The sequence below is a fragment of the Actomonas aquatica genome (genome assembly GCF_019679435.2).
GTDB lineage: Bacteria > Verrucomicrobiota > Verrucomicrobiia > Opitutales > Opitutaceae > Actomonas > Actomonas aquatica.
In genome coordinates this window covers 778,398-800,329 of the sequence record NZ_CP139781.1, presented here as the reverse complement: position 1 = coordinate 800,329, position 21,932 = coordinate 778,398, and the positions used below count along the sequence as shown (strand labels likewise).

The 21,932-nt window shown below is 63.7% G+C and carries 16 protein-coding genes and 2 tRNA genes; 11 read left to right on the top strand and 7 right to left on the bottom strand.

Translation table 11 applies throughout. The annotated features are described in order from the left end of the window. Complete coding sequence (locus K1X11_RS03070; protein WP_221032484.1) at positions 1-2,514, bottom strand: ABC transporter permease; 2,514 nt, start codon at positions 2,512-2,514, stop codon at positions 1-3. A gap of 127 nt (positions 2,515-2,641) precedes the next feature. After that, on the bottom strand, positions 2,642-3,415 hold the full coding sequence (locus K1X11_RS03065) for an energy transducer TonB (protein ID WP_324726074.1): 774 nt from the start codon (positions 3,413-3,415) through the stop codon (positions 2,642-2,644). 313 nt (positions 3,416-3,728) lie between these two features. On the opposite strand from K1X11_RS03065, the gene K1X11_RS03060 reads away from it, so the two are divergent. Both K1X11_RS03060 and K1X11_RS03055 read left to right on the top strand, forming a co-directional pair. Continuing rightward, positions 3,729-3,803, top strand: a tRNA-Met gene (locus K1X11_RS03060). A 582-nt stretch (positions 3,804-4,385) separates the two neighbouring features. After that, on the top strand, positions 4,386-4,943 hold the full coding sequence (locus K1X11_RS03055) for a CC0125/CC1285 family lipoprotein (protein WP_221032482.1): 558 nt from the start codon (positions 4,386-4,388) through the stop codon (positions 4,941-4,943). A gap of 108 nt (positions 4,944-5,051) precedes the next feature. Here K1X11_RS03055 and K1X11_RS03050 read toward each other — a convergent pair whose 3' ends face one another. From K1X11_RS03050 to K1X11_RS03035, 4 genes are all read right to left on the bottom strand, one after another. Then, positions 5,052-6,329, bottom strand: coding sequence for a glycosyltransferase (locus K1X11_RS03050; protein WP_221032481.1), 1,278 nt, complete (start codon positions 6,327-6,329; stop codon positions 5,052-5,054). Positions 6,330-7,022: 693 nt separating this feature from the next. Beyond that, positions 7,023-7,346, bottom strand: coding sequence for a tetratricopeptide repeat protein (locus tag K1X11_RS03045; protein ID WP_221032480.1), 324 nt, complete (start codon positions 7,344-7,346; stop codon positions 7,023-7,025). 19 nt (positions 7,347-7,365) lie between these two features. Further along, entirely contained in the window at positions 7,366-8,097 is a 732-nt protein-coding gene (locus K1X11_RS03040; RefSeq protein ID WP_324726073.1) for a PP2C family protein-serine/threonine phosphatase, read from the bottom strand. A gap of 221 nt (positions 8,098-8,318) precedes the next feature. Next, the gene (locus K1X11_RS03035) at positions 8,319-10,391 is read right to left on the bottom strand and encodes an ATP-dependent DNA helicase (RefSeq protein WP_221032478.1); all 2,073 of its coding nucleotides are present in this window, start codon (positions 10,389-10,391) and stop codon (positions 8,319-8,321) included. Positions 10,392-10,485: 94 nt separating this feature from the next. On the opposite strand from K1X11_RS03035, the gene K1X11_RS03030 reads away from it, so the two are divergent. The 3 genes from K1X11_RS03030 to K1X11_RS03020 all read left to right on the top strand — a co-directional run bounded on the left by K1X11_RS03030 (position 10,486) and on the right by K1X11_RS03020 (position 14,053). After that, entirely contained in the window at positions 10,486-12,759 is a 2,274-nt protein-coding gene (locus tag K1X11_RS03030) for a heavy metal translocating P-type ATPase (RefSeq protein ID WP_221032477.1), read from the top strand. Between the two features lie 104 nt (positions 12,760-12,863). Next, positions 12,864-13,334 carry a hypothetical protein gene (locus K1X11_RS03025; protein WP_221032476.1) on the top strand — a complete coding sequence of 157 codons (471 nt, stop codon included), beginning with the start codon at positions 12,864-12,866 and terminating at the stop codon, positions 13,332-13,334. A 38-nt stretch (positions 13,335-13,372) separates the two neighbouring features. Beyond that, positions 13,373-14,053 (top strand): outer membrane lipoprotein, encoded by a 681-nt coding sequence (locus tag K1X11_RS03020; protein WP_221032475.1) that lies wholly within the window; start codon positions 13,373-13,375, stop codon positions 14,051-14,053. A 41-nt stretch (positions 14,054-14,094) separates the two neighbouring features. Here the strand turns inward: K1X11_RS03020 and K1X11_RS03015 are convergent, their stop codons facing one another. Further along, positions 14,095-14,631: a L,D-transpeptidase gene (locus K1X11_RS03015; protein ID WP_221032474.1), complete on the bottom strand. Its 537-nt coding sequence runs from the start codon at positions 14,629-14,631 to the stop codon at positions 14,095-14,097. On the opposite strand from K1X11_RS03015, the gene K1X11_RS03010 reads away from it, so the two are divergent. The 6 genes from K1X11_RS03010 (at position 14,630) to K1X11_RS02985 (ending at position 21,916) form a co-directional block, all read left to right on the top strand. Continuing rightward, positions 14,630-15,673, top strand: a complete 1,044-nt coding sequence (locus K1X11_RS03010; protein ID WP_343212942.1) for an aspartate-semialdehyde dehydrogenase — start codon at positions 14,630-14,632, stop codon at positions 15,671-15,673. The two genes, K1X11_RS03015 and K1X11_RS03010, sit on opposite strands and share 2 nt — an antisense overlap. A gap of 88 nt (positions 15,674-15,761) precedes the next feature. Then, positions 15,762-15,838: transfer RNA gene (locus K1X11_RS03005), tRNA-Val, on the top strand. A 75-nt stretch (positions 15,839-15,913) separates the two neighbouring features. Further along, positions 15,914-16,384 (top strand): acetolactate synthase small subunit, encoded by a 471-nt coding sequence (gene ilvN / locus K1X11_RS03000; RefSeq protein WP_221032472.1) that lies wholly within the window; start codon positions 15,914-15,916, stop codon positions 16,382-16,384. A 39-nt stretch (positions 16,385-16,423) separates the two neighbouring features. Further along, the gene (ilvC, locus tag K1X11_RS02995) at positions 16,424-17,449 is read left to right on the top strand and encodes a ketol-acid reductoisomerase (protein ID WP_221032471.1); all 1,026 of its coding nucleotides are present in this window, start codon (positions 16,424-16,426) and stop codon (positions 17,447-17,449) included. 137 nt (positions 17,450-17,586) lie between these two features. After that, complete coding sequence (hemC, locus tag K1X11_RS02990; protein WP_221032470.1) at positions 17,587-18,444, top strand: hydroxymethylbilane synthase; 858 nt, start codon at positions 17,587-17,589, stop codon at positions 18,442-18,444. 118 nt (positions 18,445-18,562) lie between these two features. Continuing rightward, positions 18,563-21,916 (top strand): hypothetical protein, encoded by a 3,354-nt coding sequence (locus tag K1X11_RS02985; protein WP_221032469.1) that lies wholly within the window; start codon positions 18,563-18,565, stop codon positions 21,914-21,916. The last annotated feature ends 16 nt before the right edge of the window (positions 21,917-21,932 follow it).

Below are 21,932 nucleotides of genomic sequence, written 5' to 3'. Positions count from 1 at the left end.
TCACTCCTCGCGCAGGGCGACCATAGGATCTGCTCGCGTCGCGCGGCGAGCCGGGACGATGAGGGCGAGGAGGGCCACCACGGTCAGCAACACGGCGACCGACAGATAGACCAGCGGGTCGCGCGGACTGGTTTCAAACAGCGCGGCCCGCAGGGTGTCGCCCCCGATGGTGGCTATCACGAAGGCGGTCGTGAGGCCGAGACCGAGGCCGACGGCGAGTTGTTTCCCACCTTGCGTGAGCACCAACCGCAGGATGCGCAGACGATCCGCGCCCAAGGCCATGCGGATGCCAAACTCCGACAGCCGCTGGTTCACCGAGAAGGACATGATGCCGTAGAGGCCGACGGAGGCGAGGGTCACGGCCACAAGGCCGAAGAGGCCAAACATAGCGGCGATGAAGCGGTTCTGGGTGAGGAATCCGGCGAGCGCCTCTTCAGGCGTGAGGAAATAGTAGAGCGGAAGGTGCGGGTCCACGCGACCGGTGGCTTCCTGCACGGCGAGGGCCAGGCTTTGCGGACGCTGGCCCGGGTGCGGACGCACGATGATGGTGGAGAAGTTGGCGGGATTGGCGGTGGCCGGCGTGGGGCCGACTGCGGTGGCCGAGAACGGCACGAAAAAGCCGCTGCCATCACTCTCGCGATCGAGCGGACTGTGCATACGCACGGCGGGGCTCACGCCGATGATGCGCCGCCACGGACCGGGTCTTTCGCCGGTCGGGTGGATGGTGCGGATGCGACGTCCGACCGGGCCCTCGCGTCCGAAGTGGGTCTGGGCAAAGGTGGTGTTGATGATGGCGACCGGCTCGCGCTGGTCGGTGTCGAGTTCGGTGAAGTCGCGGCCTTCGAGGAGGTTGAGGCCCAGCACATCGAAGTAACCCGCCGAAACGTTTTCGACGATAGCCACAGGGCGGTCGGTGTTGCGCAGGTAATCCTGACCCTCGATTTCGATCCGGGCCGAGCGCGAGAGCGACATGCGGTTGCGACTGGTGAGCGCGGCGTATTCAAACTGCGGTGACGCCTGGAGCGAGCGCAGCAGGTCTTCGTAAAAGCGGGTCTTGGCCGGGCCGTCGGGATAGTCGCCCTTCATCAGGCCCAAGCGCGCACTGAGGATCCCGGTGGTGTCGTAACCGTAGTCGAGCGTCTGCTGGCGGCGAATCGAGTGCAGCTCGAGCAGGGCGCCGATCAGCAGCACGGTGGTGAGCAGGATCTGGGCGACCACCAGGCCGCGGGTGACGATGCGCACGGAGCGGCCGGTGTTGCCGCGGCCTCCGTCTTTGAGGACGTTGGCGGTCGTGGCGCGGGAGGCGAGCCACGCCGGCACGAACCCCGCGACCAGCGCTGCGACCACGGTGGTGCCGACGACGACGGCGAGGACCACGGGATCGAGGTTAAACACCATCCAGCCGGGCAGGGGATTGGTAAGGTTGGCCTTGGCGACGTTGAGCCAGTCGGTGGCGTAGTAGGCGCCGGCGACACCGAAGACCGCGCCGAGGGCGGCGAGCAGCAGACTCTCGGTGAGCATTTGCCGAATGAGGCGCCAGCGGGTGGCGCCGAGGGCCGAACGGATGGCGAGCTCCTTGGCGCGCAACGTAGCGCGAGCGAACTGCATGTTCATCACATTCACGCAGGCGATGAGTAGCACGCCGGCGCAAAACGTGAGCATGGTGTAGAGCAGGGTGGGCAGCTCCGCTCCGGTGAAGAGGTGGATGAGCGGCTGCACGTAACCGAGGGTGTAGTCGGCATTGGTCGCGGGGAAGTCGGTCGCAAAACGGCGCGCGATGGCCGACACCTCCTCCTCGGCTTGATCGAGAGAGACGTCGGGACGGAGGCGGGCCACGACCGAGATGTGGTTGGCCTGCGGATCGTGGCGAGGGCGCACCGGGTATTCGGCGTTGTAGGGAATCCAGACGTGCTCGTAGCTCGGAAAGGCAAAAGACGGCGGCATGACGCCAACAATCTCGCCCGCGCGGCCGTTGATGCGCACCGGACGGCCGATGACCTGCGGGTCGGCGCCAAAGGCGGAACGCCAGAACGCGTCACTCAACATGATGGCGGCGGTGACACCGGGGCGGTCGTCGGCAGCCTCAAAGTCGCGGCCCCGCGCCGGCGACACCCCTAGCACACGAAAGAAGTCCCAAGGCACGTAGCCGCCTTGCAGGCGTCGCGGGGCGTCGTTGCCGAAGCTCAGGTTGACGGTGGTATTGCCCAGATACCCGGTCATGGCGGAGAAGGACTGCGCTTGCTCCCGAAGATCAACGAAGTCGGCCGTGGTGAAGCGCGATTGATACGACGCCGGCGTAAAGGTGGCCGGATCGACCATCTGCACGCTCACCAAGCGGTCGGCGTCCGGGAACGAGAACCCGCGCAGCAGGACCCCGTTGACGACGGCAAATTGCGTGGTGACGGCACAGATGCCGAGCGCGAGCACGGCGACGGCGAGGAAGCAAAATCCCCGTTCCTTGCGCAGCACGCGCAACCCGATGCGAATATCCTGCAGAAAAGTATCCAATCCCATGAGACGTAAAACGACTGGGAGAGGCTGCGGGACCGCTCACCGCAGGCAGAGTCGGGCGACTATATCAATTGGGGTGCGGGGAGGCAGTTGGACCGCAAGGATATAAGATTGACCCCTTTGGCTCGGGTTACTGGAAGATGAATTCCTGTTGGACTTTGACGAAGGTGGGGTGGCCGTCGCGGGTGGGTCGGGAGTAGCGGCTGCGGGTGAGCAGGAGGGTGGCATTGATGGCGACGTCGTCGTTGTCACGCTCGAGGGCAGAGGGGAAGCGGGCTTTGCCGGTGGGATCGATGTAGAACTCGAGCAGACAGCGCCCGGTCGCGCCCAACACCGTGCCTTCGGCGCGGATGCGACTGGTGGGCGGCAGCCCTTTGAGTGGCTCGTCCAACTGCTCCCGGGGGCTTTCGCCATATTCAAACGACGAGGCCGACGAGGCGTAAACGCGACGGTCGGCGGCATCGGAGGCCGAGCTGCCGAACGGCCGCACACTGAGCCCCATCTGCCAGGCCCGTTGCTCGGGATCGTAAAAACGCACCGTGACTGTCGCCCGACTACGCACCGGCTGTCCGTCCTGCTGGGCCGGTTCCAATTCGGCGGCGAGTAAGGTTTCGGTGGCGGTAGGAATCAGGTCCCGGTGATTGCTCGCCACGGCCATCAGGTCGAAAACTGTGCCGTCTTCGCCCAGATCGATGAAAAAGGTCACGTAAGGGTTATCGATCAGGAGTCCACGCAACTCCGCCGGCACCGGCGTCTTGAGCGATCCCCTCACTGTAATCGGCGTGTCCTGCGCCGACAGGTTCCCGACTACGACGAGCAGCAACGAAAGTCGGCAAAGCCAAACAAATGCAGAGCCGACCGGAGCACAAAACGGAGGAGGGGACGACAGGGGTAAATCGCGCATGGCGGGCGAGGATGCTGGCAGTGCAACATTATGCAACAGCGGTCTTTCGACCGCCTCTGCGCTCGCCTATTCTAGCCCGATCCAGGTGATAGCCGGCAATCCGCAGTCACTCAGTCGCATTCCGATGGTTTGGCGCATCGCCAGGCGCAGCGCGCATCGCCCCAATTTGCTTCCAAGGAGGCGCATGGGGGTCGGCCACCGGCGGCAACCGGCTCGCGAAAACGCCGGGAGGGGATTGAAGCGGGGAAATTTCCTCGGGTCAGGCGCTTGACAAGGGCGGGGCGGGGATTTTGCCTCCGCCTTCCCACTGAACGGCAGGGTAGCTCAGGGGTAGAGCAGAGGACTCATAAGCCTTTGGTCGCGGGTTCAAATCCCGCCCCTGCCACCATTTTTGCCGCAGGCAAAAATGCTGACTTCAGAAGCGGCCGAGGCCGCTCAACTCCGTAAGAGGGATTTTCACCCGCGATCGCGGGTGTCTGGCAATTCTGCCCGAAAACGGGCGGAAAATGACCGCCGAAGCTTTGGCGGAGGAGGGCTGAGCGTGGCCAGGCGATAGAGGCGGATCGGCCCCGGGGGCGCGCTCGGGTTGCCGGCGTCGATGCTGAGAGGCAACCGGGAGCGGCCGACACGGCCGCTGCTACATCCAGACAGACGGCAATAAACGAGCCAGAAGGACGCTGACGCCGCCCGGAGGTCGGCGTCCACCCCGGAGGATCTGTGTTTTTTCGTGATGGGGTCCTGTTCGCGCTGCCTCACGGGTGGAGGATGGGCATCTGCGGAGAGTGGGTCCTGCAGGCGACCACGTTGTCGAGGCCCTCCAACGCGGCTACTTCACCCTCGCCGGATTGGGGTGGCGCGCTCCGCACTTCGTCCCAGACACGAACTGAATCAGGGAACCTAACAATGGGAAGCGAAGTCCCAACGGGTCGTTCTTCGATCGGCTGGCCAACCACCTCAATACCTACCCCTCATGAAAAAGACTGCGCTGCTCGCCTCGTTCCTTTCACCCTTGTTGCTGCTTTCCGGCTGTATGGTCGGATACCAATCCCATGGCGTGAACGGCGGACATTCCTTCAGCCGCACCGGCCCCGATACTTTCGACGTGAGTTACCAATCGAACACGTCGCTCTACCAGGACCAGCTGCATGACTACTGCATGCTGCGCGCGGCGGAGGTGGCGATCGAGTATGGCTTCACCCATTTCGCGGTAGAGGGAGAGCTCTACAGTCAGGTAACCCAGTATATGCCGACCACGAGCACCACCACGGTCACCGTGCCGCCGGCAGCGGGATCGTCGTCTGGGTCCTCGTCCTCCGGCAGCGGTTCGAGTGGCGGCTCTGCCTCAGCAAAACCGACCACCGCCACCGTGACCACAACCGGTGCCACTCCCATGGCATTTCCGGTCTTCACGCTGCGGATCAAGTGCTACCCAACGTTTCCGACGGCCACACCGCACACCGGCATCGTCTGGGACGCCGAGGATGTGCGCGAGGAGATGGCCGCGAAATACGGGATTCCGTTGTATTGAGGAGGCAGGACTTGCCCTGCCTTAAATCCTAAATCCTAGGGACTAAATCCTAAGTTCTGGTTCTTACGGCCAGCACCTAGCGACCAGTCCCCAGCCCCTAGCTTCCGCCTACCGCTTTGCGCCTACCGCCTGGAGCCCCTTGGTGCCGACGTAGGCTTCGAGTTCGGCGATGGCTTGGGCGGGGCCGTCTTCGGCGCGGAGTTTTGTCGCTATCTCGGTCGCGCGTTCGGCGCGAGTGGGATCGGCCAAAAGTTTGTCGAGGGCGTGGTGGAGGTTTTCCGGCCACCAGGTTTTGCCAAGGCGCTGGCCCACGCCGAGGCGTTCCATTTCCATGCCGAAGAAGGTTTGGTCGCCGATGTGCGGGACGATGATCTGCGGTTTGCCGGCGTGCAGGGCACTGGCGGTGGTGCCGGCGCCGCCGTGATGAATGATGGCGCTGGCGTGGCGGAAAAGTTGGTCGTGCGAGACCTTGCCGATGACTTTGATGTGCGACTCGTCGCCGAGACGGGGGAACTGCGCCCAGCCGCGCTGCACGATGATTTTGCGGTCGCTCGGCCAGTGGCGCACGAAGCGCTCCATGAAGGCGCCGGCGTGTTCGTAGACCATGCTGCCGAAGGAGACGATGGGCACGGGCTGGCCGCCGGTGAAGGCGGCGACTTCGGCGTCGAGGGCGTCGTCGGTGGGCGCCTGCCAGCGGCAGTAGCCAGTGAAGCGGAAGCGGTCGTCGATCTGCGCGTCGGGGCGACGGAAGAGGGCGTCGGGCAGGGTGACGATTACGCGATCGGCGGGCTTGGAGAAGAAGTTGCGCACCTTGGGCAGACCGGCGGCGCGGAGGGAGGGGGCAACCGTGCGGTTGATGACGCGATCGACGATGGCGTTGGCCGATTGCCAGAGCCAGCGGTTCCAGGCGCGACGGGTGCGGCGTCCGAGCCAGGCGGGAGAGGGGAGGTTTTCGGGCGGGTAATCCGGTGAGGGGATGACGTGGGGCGCGAAGGCGAGGGTGGCAAAGGGCACGCCGTGACGGTCGGCGATGCCTTTGTTCATCGGGAAGAGGTAGGACGAGACGACCAGGTCGGTGCCGGGCATGGCGGCGTCCATGCGCCGGATCATCTCGGGGATGTATTTGTGGGCGCCGACGTAGAGCTCGCGGAGCTGGTAGATGGGCGTGCGGATCTTTTGCAGGCGGCCCATCCAGTAGCTGAGGTCGGCCTGTTCCCAATCGGGGCAGAGCGGCAGGAACTCGATGCCGGCGGCTTCGACGTCGGCCTGATAGTGAGGGATGGTGGCGAAGCGCACGCTGTGGCCGGCGCGTTGCATGGCGACCGCCAACGCGATGACCGGGTAGATGTCGCCGGTGGAGCCGTGGGACGTGAGGATGACCCGCATGACCGACGCTTGGCGGACGGAAGGTCCGGGGGCGAGGCGAGCGTAGTTACTTTTGCGTGACGCATATGCCGCGGCGAGCGCGGCTAAATCCTAAATCCTAGGCACTAAATCCTAAATCAGGATGCGGGGTGGGTGGATGGGGGGGGAGTGAACCACAGTTTGCATAGATTCCACAGATTGGCGGACTGGATAGCAAGGTGGACGCGGACGTCCTCGGCCGCGTGTTGCGGTGGGTCGGCGGCGGTGGAGCGGTCTGTGAACTCAGTGGTTAGAATCTCACTGCCTCTCCGCCGGTGGATCGGTATCTGTGCTTATCTGCGCGATCTGCGGTTAAATCTCGCGGTCTCCTCGGAAGGGCGGAAGCGGTGAGCGAGGTTGGAGCGGTCCATGCGAGTGAGCTCGTGCATGGGCAGGGTTTTTCTTAACCGCAGATAACCCAGATGGTCGCAGATCCAGCAGCGAATCAGGACGACCCGCTTGGGGCTCTGATGCTGTGATGATTTGAGACCACCCCGCCGTCTCCGATTCTCTGCAAGACGCGGCCGGGGACGTCCGCGTCCACCTTTTGTGGCGACTACAGGTCGGAGTTTTCTGTGAAATCTGTGGTTATGATCTCACTGCCTCACCGCCGGTGGATGAGTATCTGCGCCGCTCTTCGTGATCTGCGGTTATTGCCCGCGGTTTCGTTCCTTGTCAGGGGGCTTTGGGGAGGTCCTCGAGGATGGCTTGGAGTTCCATGGCCGGGTCTTCGTGGTCCTGGGCGATGGCGAGTTGGAGGGCGTTTTCGAGGACGGGACGGGCGGCGGTGATGTCGCCTTGTTTGAGCAGGAGTTTGCCGAGGAGGATGCGGGGCATCATCCAGTCGGCTTTGGCTGCGGCACAGGTCTGATAATGAGGGATCGCGAGGGTTGGGTCTTCACCGGCTTCGAGCGCTTGGGCGAGGCTGAACCGGAACATGACGTTATCCGGCTGTTGTTCGACGAGGGTGGTGAAACGGGCAATGCGATCGGCGGACATGAAAAGGTGTGAGGGGCGCTCAATCGACGGCGATGAGCACGGCGGTGGAGTTGTCGGGGGCGCCGCGGTCGTTGACGAATTCGATGAGGTTGGCGAGGCGCTGTGAGAGCGGTTCCTCGCCGTTGAGCAGCCCCGGGAGTTCGGTGTCGGGGATGACGCGGGAAACGCCGTCGGTGGCGAGTAGGAGGATGTCGCCGGAGCGCAGGGTTTCCTCGGCGACGTCGACTTCGGGCGGTTCGGGTTGGCCCATGCAGCGGGTGAGTGCGGAGAGTTGATGCTCGTCAAAATCCATCGGCGGCCGGGCCCCGGATTTGGCGAGGTCGTTGCCGAGCGAGTGGTCCTCGGTGAGCATTTGGGCTTCGCCGTTGCGCACGAGGTAGCAGCGGGAGTCGCCCACGTGAGCGAGGAAGAGGCGGTCGCCTTTGATCGCGGTGCACACGACGGTGGTGCCCATGCCGAGACCGGGACTGACGCGGCGGCCGAGATCGAGCACCTGCTGGTTGGCTTCGTGGAGAACCGGAACGAGATCGGCGGCGGTTTTGAGCGAGGCGAAGGCGGGGAGCTGAGCCTCGATCGCGTCGATGCAGGATTGGGCGGCGGCGGCGCCGCCGGGGAGTCCGCCGATACCATCGGCCACGACGTAGACGCCGGCCTCATCATCGCGCAGGAAGCGGTCCTCGTTCTGGCGGCGAACGCGTCCGATGTCGGTGATGGCGGCAGTGCGCAAGGCGATGGGGGGCGTTTCCGGCACGGCGGCGGATAGTGACGGTTTGCGTTGGTTGGGCAAGCCGGTGTTGCGGCGGAAGGAGAGAGTGCTACAGGGATTTTTCTTAACCGCAGATCACGCAGATGGTCGGAGACCGGGCTGCCGCCTCCGATCCACTGCCAGACACGGCCGGGGACGTCCGCGTCCACCTTTGAGCTGACTCGACGTCGATGTTTCCTGCGTGAGCTGCGGTTGGACCTTGCGGTCTATTCGAAGGGCAGGAAGCGGTGGTCGCGGTTGGTGCGGTCCATGCGGGTGAGGTCGTGCATGGGCAGGCTTTCGATGAACCAGCGTCCGTAGGGCTTTTGCACGATGCGCGCGTCGAGCAAGGTGACGATGCCGCGGTCGGTGGCGGAACGGATGAGGCGGCCGACACCTTGGCGGAACTTCATCAACGCTTCGGGCAGCGTGAGTTCGTTGAAGGGGTTGCCGCCGCGGTCGCGGATCCATTCGGTGCGCGCCTCCAGCACGGGATGCGTGGGCACTTCAAAGGGCAGGCGGGTGATGATGACCTGAGAGAGCGCGGGGCCGGGGATGTCGATGCCCGTCCAAAAACTGTCGGTGCCGAGCAACACGGCGTTGCCGGCGTCGCGCATCTCTTGGGCGAGGGCGGTGCGGGAGAGTTGAGCGCCTTGGCAAAGCAGGGGGCGCCCGGCTTTGGCCAGGATGGGCTCCAACGCGGTCGCGACGTGGCGCAGGTCGGCGTAGCTGGTGAAGAGCACGAGCGAGCCGCCGGAGACGCGTTGCACGCAATAGGCGATGTAGTCGGTGAGCACATCGAGCGCGAGGCGGGCCTGGTCGCGCGTGGGAAGCGGGATGTCGGTTGCGACGAAGGCGCGGAAGTTGCGCGCGTAATCGAAGGGCGAGTGTTCAATCGCGCCGGGCACCTTGTCCGCCCCTATGCGTTTCTTAAACGGATCGATGCGACCGGCGAGGGCGAGGGTGGCGCTGGTGCAGGTGATGGAGGTGCCTTTGCCGAACAACTCGTCGCGCAGGAAAGGCGCGATGTCGATGGGCGCGGTGCGCAGCGTGATGATGGTTTGACGGCGACCGGAGCGCTCGAGCCAATAGACGTGCTGATCGGAATCGGCGACGGAGAGGAAGCGGCGGATGCTGGTCTGGTAGGTGCCGATGCGACGCGCGTGCTCGAGCAGGATGTCGCGTTCGCGGCCATCATCGAGGTCGTCGGCCCGCTTGCGGACGGAGCGATGCAGCGCGCCGAGCGGTCCCTCCAACCAGGGCTCGGCGAAACCTTCCTCACGAACGCGCACGACGGATTGTTGCAGGAGAAGTTTGTCGTGGAGGAAGGCGAAGAACTGGGTGGCGGCTTCGAGGGCGTCCTCGACGAGCTGGCGGTCGGCGGGGCCGCCGTGTTTGACCAGGAGGCCTTTGCGGGTGCGCGGATTGTAGAGCTGTTTGAGCATGCGGTCGGTGCCGTAGGAGCTCAGGTGCAGGCCGCAGTGTTCGGTGGCGACGGAGGGCACGGTGTGGGCCTCGTCGAGCACCACAAAATCATCGGGGAAGAGCACGCCGCGCGCCCCGCTCGGTTCCCCGGCACCGGCGGAGATGTGGGTGAAAAGCAGCGAGTGGTTGAGGATGATGACGTGCGCCTCGCGCAGGCGGTGACGGGCGCGTTGGTAGAAGCAGGACTCGTGGTTGCAGTATTTGCGCGAACAGGACGAAGAGTCGGCGTTGACCATCTCCCAAACGTCGGGCGACGGCGGCGGGGTGAGTTCGTGGCGCAGGCCGGTTTCGGTCGAGCCGGCCCAGACGGCGATGCGCTGGAGTTCGCTGTGTTCGGTGCTGGCGAAGAGTTCCTGTTTGTCGCGCAAGGCGCTGGCGAGGCGCGTGGTGCAGAGGTAGTTGGCTTTGCCGACGAGGACGGCCGATTTGAAATTGGCGTATGGCTCCATGCGCTCGTCGCTCGAAAAGACGCGGCGGCAGAGTGGCAGGTCCTTTTTGTCGAGCTGCTCCTGCAGCGCGATGGTGTGGGTGGAGACGATGAGTTGGCGCTGTTGGTCGACTGCTTGGATGATGCCGGGCAGGAGGTAGGCGAGGGACTTGCCGACGCCGGTGCCGGCCTCGAAGAGCAACGGTTCGTCGGTCGACTGGGCGGCGGCGACCGCGCGGGCCATGCTGTCTTGCTGGGGGCGATACTCGAGCTCGAGCGCGGAGGTCAGCACGCCGTCCTCGGAGAACAAATACGGCACCAGCTCCGGCGCGTGGGAAGGCGGCGGAGGCGGAGGCAGGGAGTCGTCGTATTCGGAGAGGCCGATCATGCGCGAACGCGGAGGAATCGGGGACCGTCACGAAAGGCGAGCAGAGCTGCAATTCGGATTTGCCGACTACGACGAATTGAAGACTTTAGGATGTATGGCAAAGTCCACAGCTTCACCGAGTTGGGCGGAGGCGTTGGCCGAGTTTTTGCACGGCACGCCCGGGGTGGAGGCATTGCGAGTCGATCGCAATGCCCGCAAGGTTGCAGTCGCGACCTTGGGCGAGGTGGATGAAGGTCTTTTGCGAGAGCGACTGCGCGCCGTGATGGAGGCGTTGGAAGCCAAATGGGAGGCCGAGGATGCGCGGGCCAGCGAGGCGGGGGCGGTGGTGCCGACGGCCTTCCAAGTGGAGGAGACCGCGGAGGGCACGCAGATGAGTGGGCCGACCTGCTCGACTGCGCCGCGCTTCTGGCGGTGGCGAGAGTTTGCCTGGCCGGAGCCCGCCGAGGATGGCGAAGTCGACGATGATGGTCACGACCACGAGGAGGACTGGCGCTTGCTGGCGGGGTTGGCCGGAGCCTGCGGCGTGTTTGGTATCGCGGCCTGGGTGGCCGAGCATGTCGTCGAAGCTTCGCCGATGGTGGTGTGGGTGTTGGCTGGTATTGCGCTGATCACCGGCGGTTGGGATGCGGCCATCGATTCGTGGGAGAACATCCGGCACAAGAAATTGGATATCCACTTTCTGATGCTCGCCGTGGCGGTGGGCGCGGTGGCGATCGGGGCTTGGGAGGAAGCGGCGCTGTTGCTCTTTCTCTTCTCGGCGTCGGGCGCGATGGAGGCGTTTGCGATGGATCGCACCCATCGGGAGGTGGATGCCCTGCTGAAGAGTGCGCCGAAGCAGGCATTGCGCGTCGAGGCCGACGGCCGTGAGGTCGAGGTGCCGGTCGAGGCATTGGCCATCGGTGATCACGTGCGGGTGAAGCCGGGCGGCGCGTATCCGGCGGACGGTCGGGTGTTGTCGGGCAAGAGTGCCAGTGATGAGTCGACGCTGACCGGCGAATCGGTGCCGGTCGACAAAGGCGAGGGCGACGACGTGTTCAGCGGCACGCTCAACCTGTGGGGATCGGTCGTGTTTGCAGTGGAGCGACTGCCGGCGGAGAGCACGCTGCAGAAGATCATCCGCCTCATCCAAAAGGCGCAGAAGCTACGGGCGCCGAGCGAACGGTTTACCGACAAGTTTGGCGGCACCTACACGCTGCTGGTCTTGGGGATCTGCTCCGTGATGTTTTTGGTGTGGTGGCTCGGCTTTGGGCTGAGCCCCTTTGTGAACATGGGAGAACAGACCTCGGCGTTTTATCGAGCAATGACGCTGCTCGTGGTGATGAGCCCGTGTGCGCTGGTCCTTTCGATTCCGTCGGCGGTGCTGGCGGCGATCGCGTGGGGCGCGCGACACGGCGTGTTGTTCCGCGGGGGCGGCGCGATCGAAAAGCTGGCCGAAGTCAGCACGGTGGCGCTGGACAAAACCGGCACGCTGACCACTGGCGAATTGACCGTTGTCGGCTATGAGAGTCTGCCTGCCGGACGGGAGACCGAGGTGATGGAACTGGCGCTGGCGCTCGAGGCCAACTCGGAACATCCCATCGCGCGGGCCATCGTGAAGGATGCCCGCCAGCGCGGGGTGCAGGAACGCAAGGTGGACGAGTTCAACTCTCTGACCGGGCAGGGCGTGCGCGGTCGACTGGGCGAGAGCAAGGTGCTGCTCGGCCGTCGTGAATTATTGGATACGGGTCCGCTGGCACAATGGGCGCAGGACCTGCCGCCGGCCCCACCGGAGTTTGCGGAAGTGTGGGTGGTGAGCGACGACTTGGTCGGTCGCGTGCTGCTCAAAGACGAGATTCGCGAGGCGTCGGGAGAGGTGCTGGCGCGGCTGCATGCGATGGGGCTGAAGTCGGTGATGTTGACCGGCGATCGACGCCAGACGGCCGAGAAGGTGGCCGAGACGCTCGGCATCGGCGAAATCCGCGCCGGGCTTTCGCCGGAGGGCAAAGTGGCGGCGATCGGTGAACTCAAGGCCGGCGGCCGGCGGGTGGCCATGGTCGGCGACGGCGTGAACGATGCCCCGAGCTTGGCGGCGGCCGATGTGAGTGTCGCCATGGGCGCGCGCGGCAGCGACGCCGCGCTGGAGCAGGCCGAGGTGATCCTGATGGAGGACCGCATCGAGAATGTGTTGTCGGCGATGCGTTTGAGCCGGCGAGCCAAAGCTGTGATCCGGCAAAATCTCGCCATCTCGCTCGGCGTGGTGGTGCTGATGGCGCTCGCCTCGATCGCAGGCATCGTGCCGCTCGGTGTTGGTGTGGCCGCGCATGAAGGCAGCACGGTGGTGGTGTGCCTCAACTCGCTGCGCCTGTTGTTGGGGCGAAATTCGGGGTAGCTGCCCGGATATCGGAGCTTGAGTTAACCGGTCTGGCGCGGAACAAAAGAGGTGAGCTGGCCACTCCTTCTACTCCGATAGTCTCTAACCGAGGACCTCTACCCATGAAATCGATCGTTGTGAGCCTGGCCGTTTTGAGCGCCGTGCTGAGCACCGGCTGCACCTTGCCCTCCAGTCAACCCATGGTCGATCGCGCCCAGGTAGGCGTCGTGCAAACGCTCGATCTCGGCAAAGTCGTGCGGGTGCGCAACGTGGTGATCGATGGCGAGCGCACGATTCTGGGTCTTTCGGGCGGCGGTTCTCTGGGGGCTGCTGCGACCTATCCGGGAGCTGGAGCAGGTGCAGGCGATTATGTGGTGCAAGCTGCCGCCGGTATTGTGGGCGCGGTCGCGGGTTCGGCGGTGGAGGAGGCTGCCACGCGCAAGCCGGCCCAGGAGCTGACCATCCTGTTGGATTCCGGGTCGACGGTCATTCTGGTGCAAGAAACCGAGGACGGAGTCTTTAAAGAGGGCGACCGGGTGCAGGTGAACAGCGGCGGCTGGGGCCAAGCCACGGTGCGCATCGCGATCAATTGAGCCGAAGCCCACGGACGTTGCGCCCCATGCATCGGACCATGTTCAAAACCGATCCGCGGCGAGCCCGTGGTTTGGCGCTCGGATTAGCGGCGACGGTCGTCGCGCTTGCGGGGGCAGGCTGCGAGAGCACCACCGGCAACAGCAGCAGCGGCAAGGCGAGCGCTTCGAATCAGGCGGCGTCGCCCATGGTCGCTCGCACGGTGACTGACGAAGAAGCGGCGCATCGAGCGCGTTTGGCCGAGGAGCACTGGGACGGGCGGGGCACGAAGAAGGTGGATTTTGGGCGGGTAGTGGAGTCCCGCCCAGTGACCATCGATGGCACCAACACGGGCTACGGCACCATGGGTGGCGCGCTCACGGGGGCGATCGCGGCGCGACCCAAAACGGCGGCACCAAAGGATCTGGTGGTCGCCGTCGCCGGCACCGTGACCGGCGCGGTCGCGGGTCGGAAATACGAGGAAATGATGACCATGCGGGAAGGGCAGGAGGTCATGGTGCGACTGGAGGACGGATCCATTGTGGTCGTCACCCAGGGTGCAGAGGACGGTTTTTTCGAAACCGGCGACGTTGTAAAAATCGTCCATGGCGAACGCGGGGCTTATGTCTCGCTGACCAACCCGGACGAACGTGCGACGATTAAAACGGCCGAAGCCAAACGCCGCGCTACGGGCGCTTGGTATGAGGGACCGACCGGCGCGGATCAGCGCGGCAATCCTTAGCTTCCGATTGGCGCACTCGGGGCGGCGGTGCGCTCGCCGGATCAGTTGACGATGTTCACCCAGTCGCCGGGACGCACCCGTTCATAGAGGTCGATCATCTCGAGGTTGCTCAGGAGCACACAACCACCGCTGGCGGGACGGCCCAGGCGGTCTTCGTGATTGGTCCCGTGAATGTAAATGTAGCGGTCGTAGGAATCGACTTTGCCCCCGGAGTTGTAACCCGGCTCGAGGCCGCGCAGCCAGAGGATGCGGGTCGTCACGAGGTTGCCTTCGTTTTCCGCGGCGCTGAGTTCGTTGAAATGGTGCCCGGTGGGGATGCGGCTCTTGAAGACCATGCCCGGCGGCTGTCCGGCGCCGATTCGCTCGGCGATGAGGTGAAGACCGCGTGGGGTGCCGAGGGAGTCCTTCTGGTTGGAGGGAGGCCGCGAGCTGGTCGACACGGTGTAGCGTTTGATGCAGTCGGCCCCTTGGTATAGGTGCATGGACTGGTTGTTAATGCTCACGTGAAGCAAACGTTCTGCGGGCTTGATGCCGAGCGCGTCGGCACTTTGTGTGGCTAGTTCCCAAGGAGACTCCATCTTGAATAATCAGAGCTATGTTGTCGGAATCGTCGGTGCCTCTGGTGCCGTCGGTCAAGAGCTGGTGCGGCTAATGCACGAGCGTAACTTTCCCCTGTCGCGGCTGCGCCTGTTCGCTTCCGCGCGCTCCGCCGGCAAAAAGCTGACGGTCGGGGACGAAACGATCGAGATCGAGGAAGCCAAACCGGGCGTCTTCGCCGATGTCGATGTGGCCTTCTTCGCCGCCGGGGGCAGCGTGACCCGCGCCCTCGCGGAAAATGCCGTGGCGGCCGGCTGCCTCGTGATCGATAAGAGCTCCGCGCTGCGCATGCGCGACGACATCCCGCTGGTGGTGCCGGAAATTAACCCGGAGAAACTCACCGGCCACAAGGGCATCATTGCCAACCCCAACTGCTCGACGGCCGTCATGCTCATGGGCCTCTGGCCGCTGCACCAACTCTTCGGCGTGAAGCGCATCATCGTCTCCACGTTCCAATCGGTCTCCGGTTCCGGCGCCGAGGCCGTGCGCGAACTTGAGTCGCAAGTGCTCGCCTCCGTCCATGGCGACCCGATCAAGCGCAAGGTCTACGCGCCGTATCAAATCGCTTACAACTGTATCCCGCAGGTCGATACCTTCGGCGAGGACGGCTACACCGGCGAAGAGACCAAGATGGCGCAGGAGTCGCGCAAGATTATGGGGCTGCCGGACCTCAAGGTGTCCGCCACCTGCGTGCGCGTGCCGGTCGTGCGGGCACACTCGGTGTCCGTGTGTGCTGAGTTTGAGCGCCCCGTCGACCTTGCCCAGGCGCGTGAAGCCATCGCGGCGTTCCCGGGAGCGGAGCTGGTTGACGAACCGGCCGAGCGCAAATACCCGACGCCGCTCGACTTCGCCGAGAAGGTGAAGTGCGGAGTGGGGCGCCTGCGCATCGACACCGCCATGGACAACGCCCTGTCGTTTTGGGTCACCGGCGACAACCTCTGGAAGGGCGCCGCGCTCAACGCGGTGCAGAACGCCGAGCTCATGATCGAGCGCGGTTGGCTCAAACCCAAGGCTGCCAATTGATATACCTGCGATCGGTGGCCCGGGCTTTACCTGTGTAAATAACCCTTGTCAGTCAGTCCATCGACCCGCTTAGCTCATCCTTCGGTCCGGACGCCTAGCTCAGCTGGTTAGAGCATCTCGTTTACACCGAGAGGGTCGGGGGTTCGAGTCCCTCGGCGTCCACCAGCCGGTTTCGCCTATGGCGGACAGGCTGTTCTCGACCGTTTCTACTCCACAGTCCTCCACTTCAAACCTCCAATCATGCGACACACGATCTCTGTCCTCGTTGAGAACAAGTTCGGTGTTTTGGCTCGTGTTGCCGGGATGTTCTCCGGCCGCGGCTTCAACATCGACTCCCTTAACGTCGCGCCTACCCACGACGCGGCCCTGTCTCGCATCACGGTAGTATTGAAGGGAGACGACTCCTCGCTCGATCTCGCGATCAAGCAGCTGCGCAAGCTCATCAACGTGGTCGAGGTCACCGACTTCACCAAGGACCAAGCCGTCCTGCGCGAGCTGTTGCTCGTGAAGGTGGAGGCCGACGCCAAGGTCCGCTCCGAGATCATGCAGATCTGCGACATCTTCCGCGCCAAGATCGTGAACGTGGCGACCCACGAGGTCATCATCGAGCTCACCGGCGACGAAGGCAAAGTGGCCGCGTTCCTCGGCCTGATCGAACCCTTCAAGGTCACCGAACTGGCCCGCACCGGTCAGCTCGCGCTCACCCGCTGATTTTCCAGAACCCCACACCCATTCCCAAAAAACCAAACCATGCCCGCCAAAGTATACACTGACAAAGACGCCGATCTTGGCCTCTTCAAAGACAAGACGATCGCCGTGCTCGGCTATGGCTCCCAAGGCCACGCGCACGCCCTCAATCTGAAGGACTCCGGCGTAAACGTCATCATCGGCCTCTACAAAGGCTCCAAGTCCGCCGCCGTGGCGAAGAAGCAGGGCTTCAAGGTCGTGGAAACCGCCGAGGCGGTGCGCCAGGCCGACGTCATCATGGTCGGTCTGCCGGACATGAAGCAGGCCGACATCTACGAGGCCGACATCGCCCCGAATCTCACCAAGGGCAAGACGCTGCTCTTCTCGCACGGTCTCGCCGTGCACTTCGACCTCATCAAGCTCCCCGAGGACGTCGACTGCATCATGGTCGCCCCGAAGGGTCCGGGCCACATGGTTCGCCGCCTCTATCAAGAGGGCAAGGGCATGCCGGCGCTGATCGCCGTCGCCCAGAACAAGTCCCGCAAGGCCAAGAAGACCGCCCTCGCTTGGGCCAAGGGCATCGGTTCCACCCGCGCGGGTGTGCTCGAGACCACCTTCAAGGAAGAGACCGAGACGGACCTCTTCGGCGAGCAGGCCGTGCTCTGCGGCGGCGCTTCCGCGCTGGTGCAGGCGGGCTTCGAGACCCTCGTTGAGGCCGGTTACCAGCCCGAGATGGCTTACTTCGAGTGCTTGCACGAGCTGAAGCTCATCTGCGACCTCATGTATGAGTCCGGTATCGCCGGCATGCGTTTCTCGATCTCCGAGACCGCCAAGTTCGGTGACATCACCCGCGGCCCGCGCGTGATCAACGCCAAGACCAAGGTCGAGATGAAGAAGATCCTGAAGGAGATTCAGACCGGCAAGTTCACCAAAGAGTGGGTCAAGGAATACAAGGGCGGCCTCAAGAACTACAACAAGCTGCTCAAAGCCGGTGAAAAGCACCCGATCGAGAAGACCGGTGCCCGCCTGCGCGGCATGATGCCCTGGATGGCCAAGAAGAACATCAAGGGTGTCGCGGCCAGCTACTAAGCGCCTAGCTCCCCGTTCGTAAACACTTCCGGCCACGCCGGGTAGCAGGTTGCTCTTGCTGCTCGGCGTGGCCTTGTTGTTTCTGGATATTTCGCCGCTCGGTTCCCGGCTTTCTCTTTCAGTTTCCCGACCACCACATGCCGACTCTCACCATTGCCACCCGCAAGAGCCCACTCGCGCTCGCGCAAACCAACATGGTCGCCGCCGCGCTGCACGAATTGCTCGGTTTCGACATCCAGCTGATGCCGATCGTCACCACCGGCGACAAACAGACGGCTTGGTCACTGGAAAAGCGGGGCGGGAAGGGGCTTTTCACCAAGGAGCTGGAGCAGGCGCTGCTGGAAGGCCGCGCCGACCTCGCGGTGCACAGCGCCAAGGATCTCCCCGGCGACCAACCGGAGGGCCTCGAGATCGCCGGCTACCTGCCGCGGGCCGATCCGCGCGACGTGCTCATCGTGCGCGACGGAATCGAGGCCCCGGCGACCATTGCCACCAGCAGCCCGCGCCGTCGCCTGCAATTGGGCATGCTGTATCCGGATGCTGAATTCACCGAGATCCGTGGCAACGTCGACACCCGCCTGCGCAAGATCGCCCATGATCACGTGGCCGACGCCACCGTCCTCGCCGCGGCCGGACTTGGGCGGCTCGGCATCGGCGGTTGGGAAGGGCTTGAGTTTCGGGTGCTCGGTTTCGAATCGATGGTGCCGGCCGTCGCGCAGGCGGCGATCGCCGTGCAATGCCGCGCCGGGGAGGGGGCGGCGTGGGCGAAGTGCTTCCATCCGACGACGTCCCGTCGGGTCGAATTGGAGCGCGCGTTCCAGACGCAACTCGGGGGAGGGTGCCATACCGCGTTGGGGGTGCATGTCACCTCAGACACATTATGGTTCTTTCATGATGGGGTCGGATTGCGTAGTTTACCCCTCTCTGACGCAGAAATTGATACCCCCCATGACACCTCTGCTAAGTTTTTGGCGCATTTTGGTTTATCGAACTAAGTAGTTTCCCTGCTTGAGCGACTAGACCCGAATGGCCTTAAAAAGGCGCATGCATAGGGATAATCACCTAGACTTTTACCCGCTTGATGCCTTTTCTTGGCGAAAGACTGATCCTATCATGAAGAAACTAACCTCCTTGCTCCTCACCGGCTTACTGGCCGCCTTGGTGTTTTCGAGCAGCGGTAGTGACGCTCACGCGCAGCGTTTCCCCACTGTCGGTTACAACCCGAACGATCAAACGGTGGAGGGTGATGCGCCTCTGTTCTGGTTCCACACCGTCACGGTGACGGCTCCCAATCGCCTGACCTCCGAGGTTCAACCGAATCTGGTGTGGCGTGTGATTTCGGCCCCCGAGGGCGTCGATGACGCGACGGCGCTCAGCTACGTTTCGACGATCAATTTGCCCTCCGAGTCCGCTCTGCCGGCCAGCTGGATTGCCACCGGTCAGAACCGGGATGAGGCTCAGGTCGAGCAATGGATCAACAACGAGATCGCGCTCCGCGGTCCGGCTCCCGAGCCTTTCTCTTTCACCGCCCCGCTGCAGCGCTTGGCGGTCGGCATCTACTTCCGCGGCCCGGAAGATGCCGTCGCGGGCGACTACGCCTACGGTCTGCGTTTTGAAGGCTTCCCGGGCGAGGCCTCCGAGCCGGGCGGCACCGGCACCGTGCTTAATGACGCCACTTACATCAATGTGTTCGTCATCAACCCGATTTCCGGCGAGCCCCCGACGGTGGCCATAGCCTCCCCGGGTGACGGCGCCGAATACGTTTACACCGTGGGCGGTCCTCCGGTCATCGTGCCGATCGAAGCCACCGGTGCGGCCATCGAAGGCTACGAGGTCACCGACCTGACCGTTTCGGTCAGCGACCGCGGCGTGCTCAACCCGAGCGAAATCACTTACACCGATCTCAACACGATCCTCGCGCGAGGCGTGGCCGATCTGGGCTACACCGAAGCCGGTCTCTACACCGTGACCGCGACCGCGACCAACAGCATCGGCGAAGCCGTGGCCACGACCGACTTCAGCATCATTCGCGTGGTGCCGCCGCCTACCATCTCGATCATCGAGCCGCTCAAGCCCTCGGTGCACGTCTACAGCTACACGTTGGGCGTCGATGCCGGTGCTTCCATTCCTTACCTCGTCAACGCGACCACTCTCGAAGACGGCGGTCCGGTAGAGGGTATTCAATCCCTCGAGCTCACCCGCGACGGCACCCCGATTTCACTGTCGGGATGGACGGTGGGTGACCTCAATGCCTTTGGCTCCGCCTCGGAAGTGATTGCTGAAGAGGGCATCTACACCCTGACCGCGACCACCACCACGGCGCACGGCACGGCCACCACCTCCTCGACCTTCCAAGTGGTTGCCCTGCTGCCGGAACCGGAAGTGACCATCACGACCCCCGGCGACGGTGACAGCTTCACCCGCTTCCAAGGCGGACCGGAGACGGAGATCCCCTTCACCTTCGAAGGTGGCGTTTCTTGGGGCGGCATCGAGACGGTCGAAGTCACCGTGCTCGACAGCGAAGGTCAGCCGGCCAACGCCAGCTCCACCTTCACGGGGCTCATGACGGGTTCCATTTCCGGCGAGGGCGTGATTCGCACCACGGTCGCGGATACCTTCACCATCAAAGTGACCGTCACCAGCGAAGGCGGCTCTGCCACCGATAGCATCGCGATTTCCGTGAATGAACTGATGGCCGATCCCCCCGCTATCACGATCAACACGCCGGTCGACGGCTCTGAATTCAGCTTCGATTTCGGCGGCCCCGGCGCCACGGTCCCGGTGGACATCTTCACCGACACCGAATTCGGCACCATCGATCTTTTCGAGGCCACCTTGTTGGGCCCGGACAGCAGCTCTACTCCGCTCAACCTGACGATCGATGGACTCGGCACGACCGAGGCGACCGGTCTGACCTCGCTGGTGTTGGACGTGCCTGGCACCTACACGATCACCGCGCTCAGCGAGACCGCCTACGGTTCCGCCGTCACGAGCACGTCCTTCGAGGTCGTCGGCATCTATCCGGCCCCGGTGACGACGATCCTCACGCCGGATGACGGCTTGGAGGTCAATCGTTTCGCCAGTGACCCGGTGACCGAAATTCCCTTCACCTTTGAGACCAGCGTCTCCTACGGCACCATCGAGGAACTCGTAGTTACCGTAAACGGCCAGCCCGTCTCCGTGACGCATTCCGGCCTCGGCCAAGGCGTCGTGACCGGCAGCGGTGTCATTTCCTCTGAAGAGTCCGCTTCCTACGTGATCTCGGTGACCGGTGTTTCCGACCAAGACCGTTCGGCGGAAGATTCCATCACCGTTTCGGTGGTGGAGCAGGACGATCCGGGTGGTGATGAGAACTGCCCGACCACGGTTTACTGGAAGGGAGCTATCTCCCGCGGCACCGTGTTCTGCGGTGGCGAGGATGCACTCCTCGAGTTCACCTTGTTCTGCGACGACTGCACCTCGGTTACCGACCAGGAAGTCATCATCGCCGTGATCGATGAGAACACCGGCGAGGAGTCCTACTACACCTACGGCGAGTCCGCCTCCGGCCTGACCTACAAGATCGAAGGCACCCGTTACCAGAAGCTCTTCACCACGGCTGCGGGCGACAACGAATACCGTGTCGAAGTGTATCGCCCGAAGTATGCCGGTTCCGAAGAGATGGTGCTCCTCTCCTCCAAGGTCTTCTACACCAAGTCCGACTGCGGCGATCCCTGCAAATCCGACAAGTCGGGCAAGTCCGGTAAATCCGGGAAGTCGGGTCACTCCGGGAAATCGGGCAAGTCGGGTCACTCTGATAAGTCCGGTAAGTCGGGCAAGTCCGGTAAGGGGGGCTGCGACTTCGACTGGTGGGGCCACTGCAAAAAGAAGGGCGATTGGGGCCACAACTGCGGCGGCAAGTCCGACAAGTCGGGCAAATCCGACCACTCCGATAAGTCCGACAAGTCCGGTAAATCCGGCAAATCAGGCTGCGACTACAACTGGTGGGGCAAATGCAGCAAGAAGGGCCAGTGGGGTCACGATTGTGGCAGCAAGTCCGGCCAATCGGATAAGTCCGGCAAGTCGGGGCAGTCTGACAAATCCGACAAGTCGGGACAGTCTGACAAATCCGGCAAGTCGGGTAAGTCTGACAAGGATGGCTGCAGCTTCGATTGGTGGGGCAAGTGCACCAAGAAGGGGCAGTGGGGCCACTCCTGCAGTGACCACTCCGGCAAGTCGGGCAAGTCCGACCAATCGAATAAGTCCGACAAGTATGGCAAGTCGGACAAGTCCTCGAAAGACAACTGCGACATCAACTGGTGGGGCAGCTGCACCAAGAAGGACCAATGGGGCCACTCCTGCAGCAGCGGCTCCTCCACGGGCGGAAAGTCCGACCATTACGGCCAGTCCTCCAAGTCCGGCCAGTCTTCCAAGTCCGGAAAATCCGCCAAGTCCAGCAGCTGGAATATCTGGAGCTGGTGGGGTTGATCCTCAGCCGCCCAAC

Coding starts and splice junctions, on each gene's coding strand:
- K1X11_RS03070 (WP_221032484.1), bottom strand. CDS start 2,514: ATGGGATTGGATACTTTTCTGCAGGATATTCGCATCGGGTTGCGCGTG.
- K1X11_RS03065 (WP_324726074.1), bottom strand. CDS start 3,415: ATGCGCGATTTACCCCTGTCGTCCCCTCCTCCGTTTTGTGCTCCGGTC.
- K1X11_RS03055 (WP_221032482.1), top strand. CDS start 4,386: ATGAAAAAGACTGCGCTGCTCGCCTCGTTCCTTTCACCCTTGTTGCTG.
- K1X11_RS03050 (WP_221032481.1), bottom strand. CDS start 6,329: ATGCGGGTCATCCTCACGTCCCACGGCTCCACCGGCGACATCTACCCG.
- K1X11_RS03045 (WP_221032480.1), bottom strand. CDS start 7,346: ATGTCCGCCGATCGCATTGCCCGTTTCACCACCCTCGTCGAACAACAG.
- K1X11_RS03035 (WP_221032478.1), bottom strand. CDS start 10,391: ATGATCGGCCTCTCCGAATACGACGACTCCCTGCCTCCGCCTCCGCCG.
- K1X11_RS03030 (WP_221032477.1), top strand. CDS start 10,486: ATGGCAAAGTCCACAGCTTCACCGAGTTGGGCGGAGGCGTTGGCCGAG.
- K1X11_RS03025 (WP_221032476.1), top strand. CDS start 12,864: ATGAAATCGATCGTTGTGAGCCTGGCCGTTTTGAGCGCCGTGCTGAGC.
- K1X11_RS03020 (WP_221032475.1), top strand. CDS start 13,373: ATGTTCAAAACCGATCCGCGGCGAGCCCGTGGTTTGGCGCTCGGATTA.
- K1X11_RS03015 (WP_221032474.1), bottom strand. CDS start 14,631: ATGGAGTCTCCTTGGGAACTAGCCACACAAAGTGCCGACGCGCTCGGC.
- ilvN (WP_221032472.1), top strand. CDS start 15,914: ATGCGACACACGATCTCTGTCCTCGTTGAGAACAAGTTCGGTGTTTTG.
- ilvC (WP_221032471.1), top strand. CDS start 16,424: ATGCCCGCCAAAGTATACACTGACAAAGACGCCGATCTTGGCCTCTTC.
- hemC (WP_221032470.1), top strand. CDS start 17,587: ATGCCGACTCTCACCATTGCCACCCGCAAGAGCCCACTCGCGCTCGCG.
- K1X11_RS02985 (WP_221032469.1), top strand. CDS start 18,563: ATGAAGAAACTAACCTCCTTGCTCCTCACCGGCTTACTGGCCGCCTTG.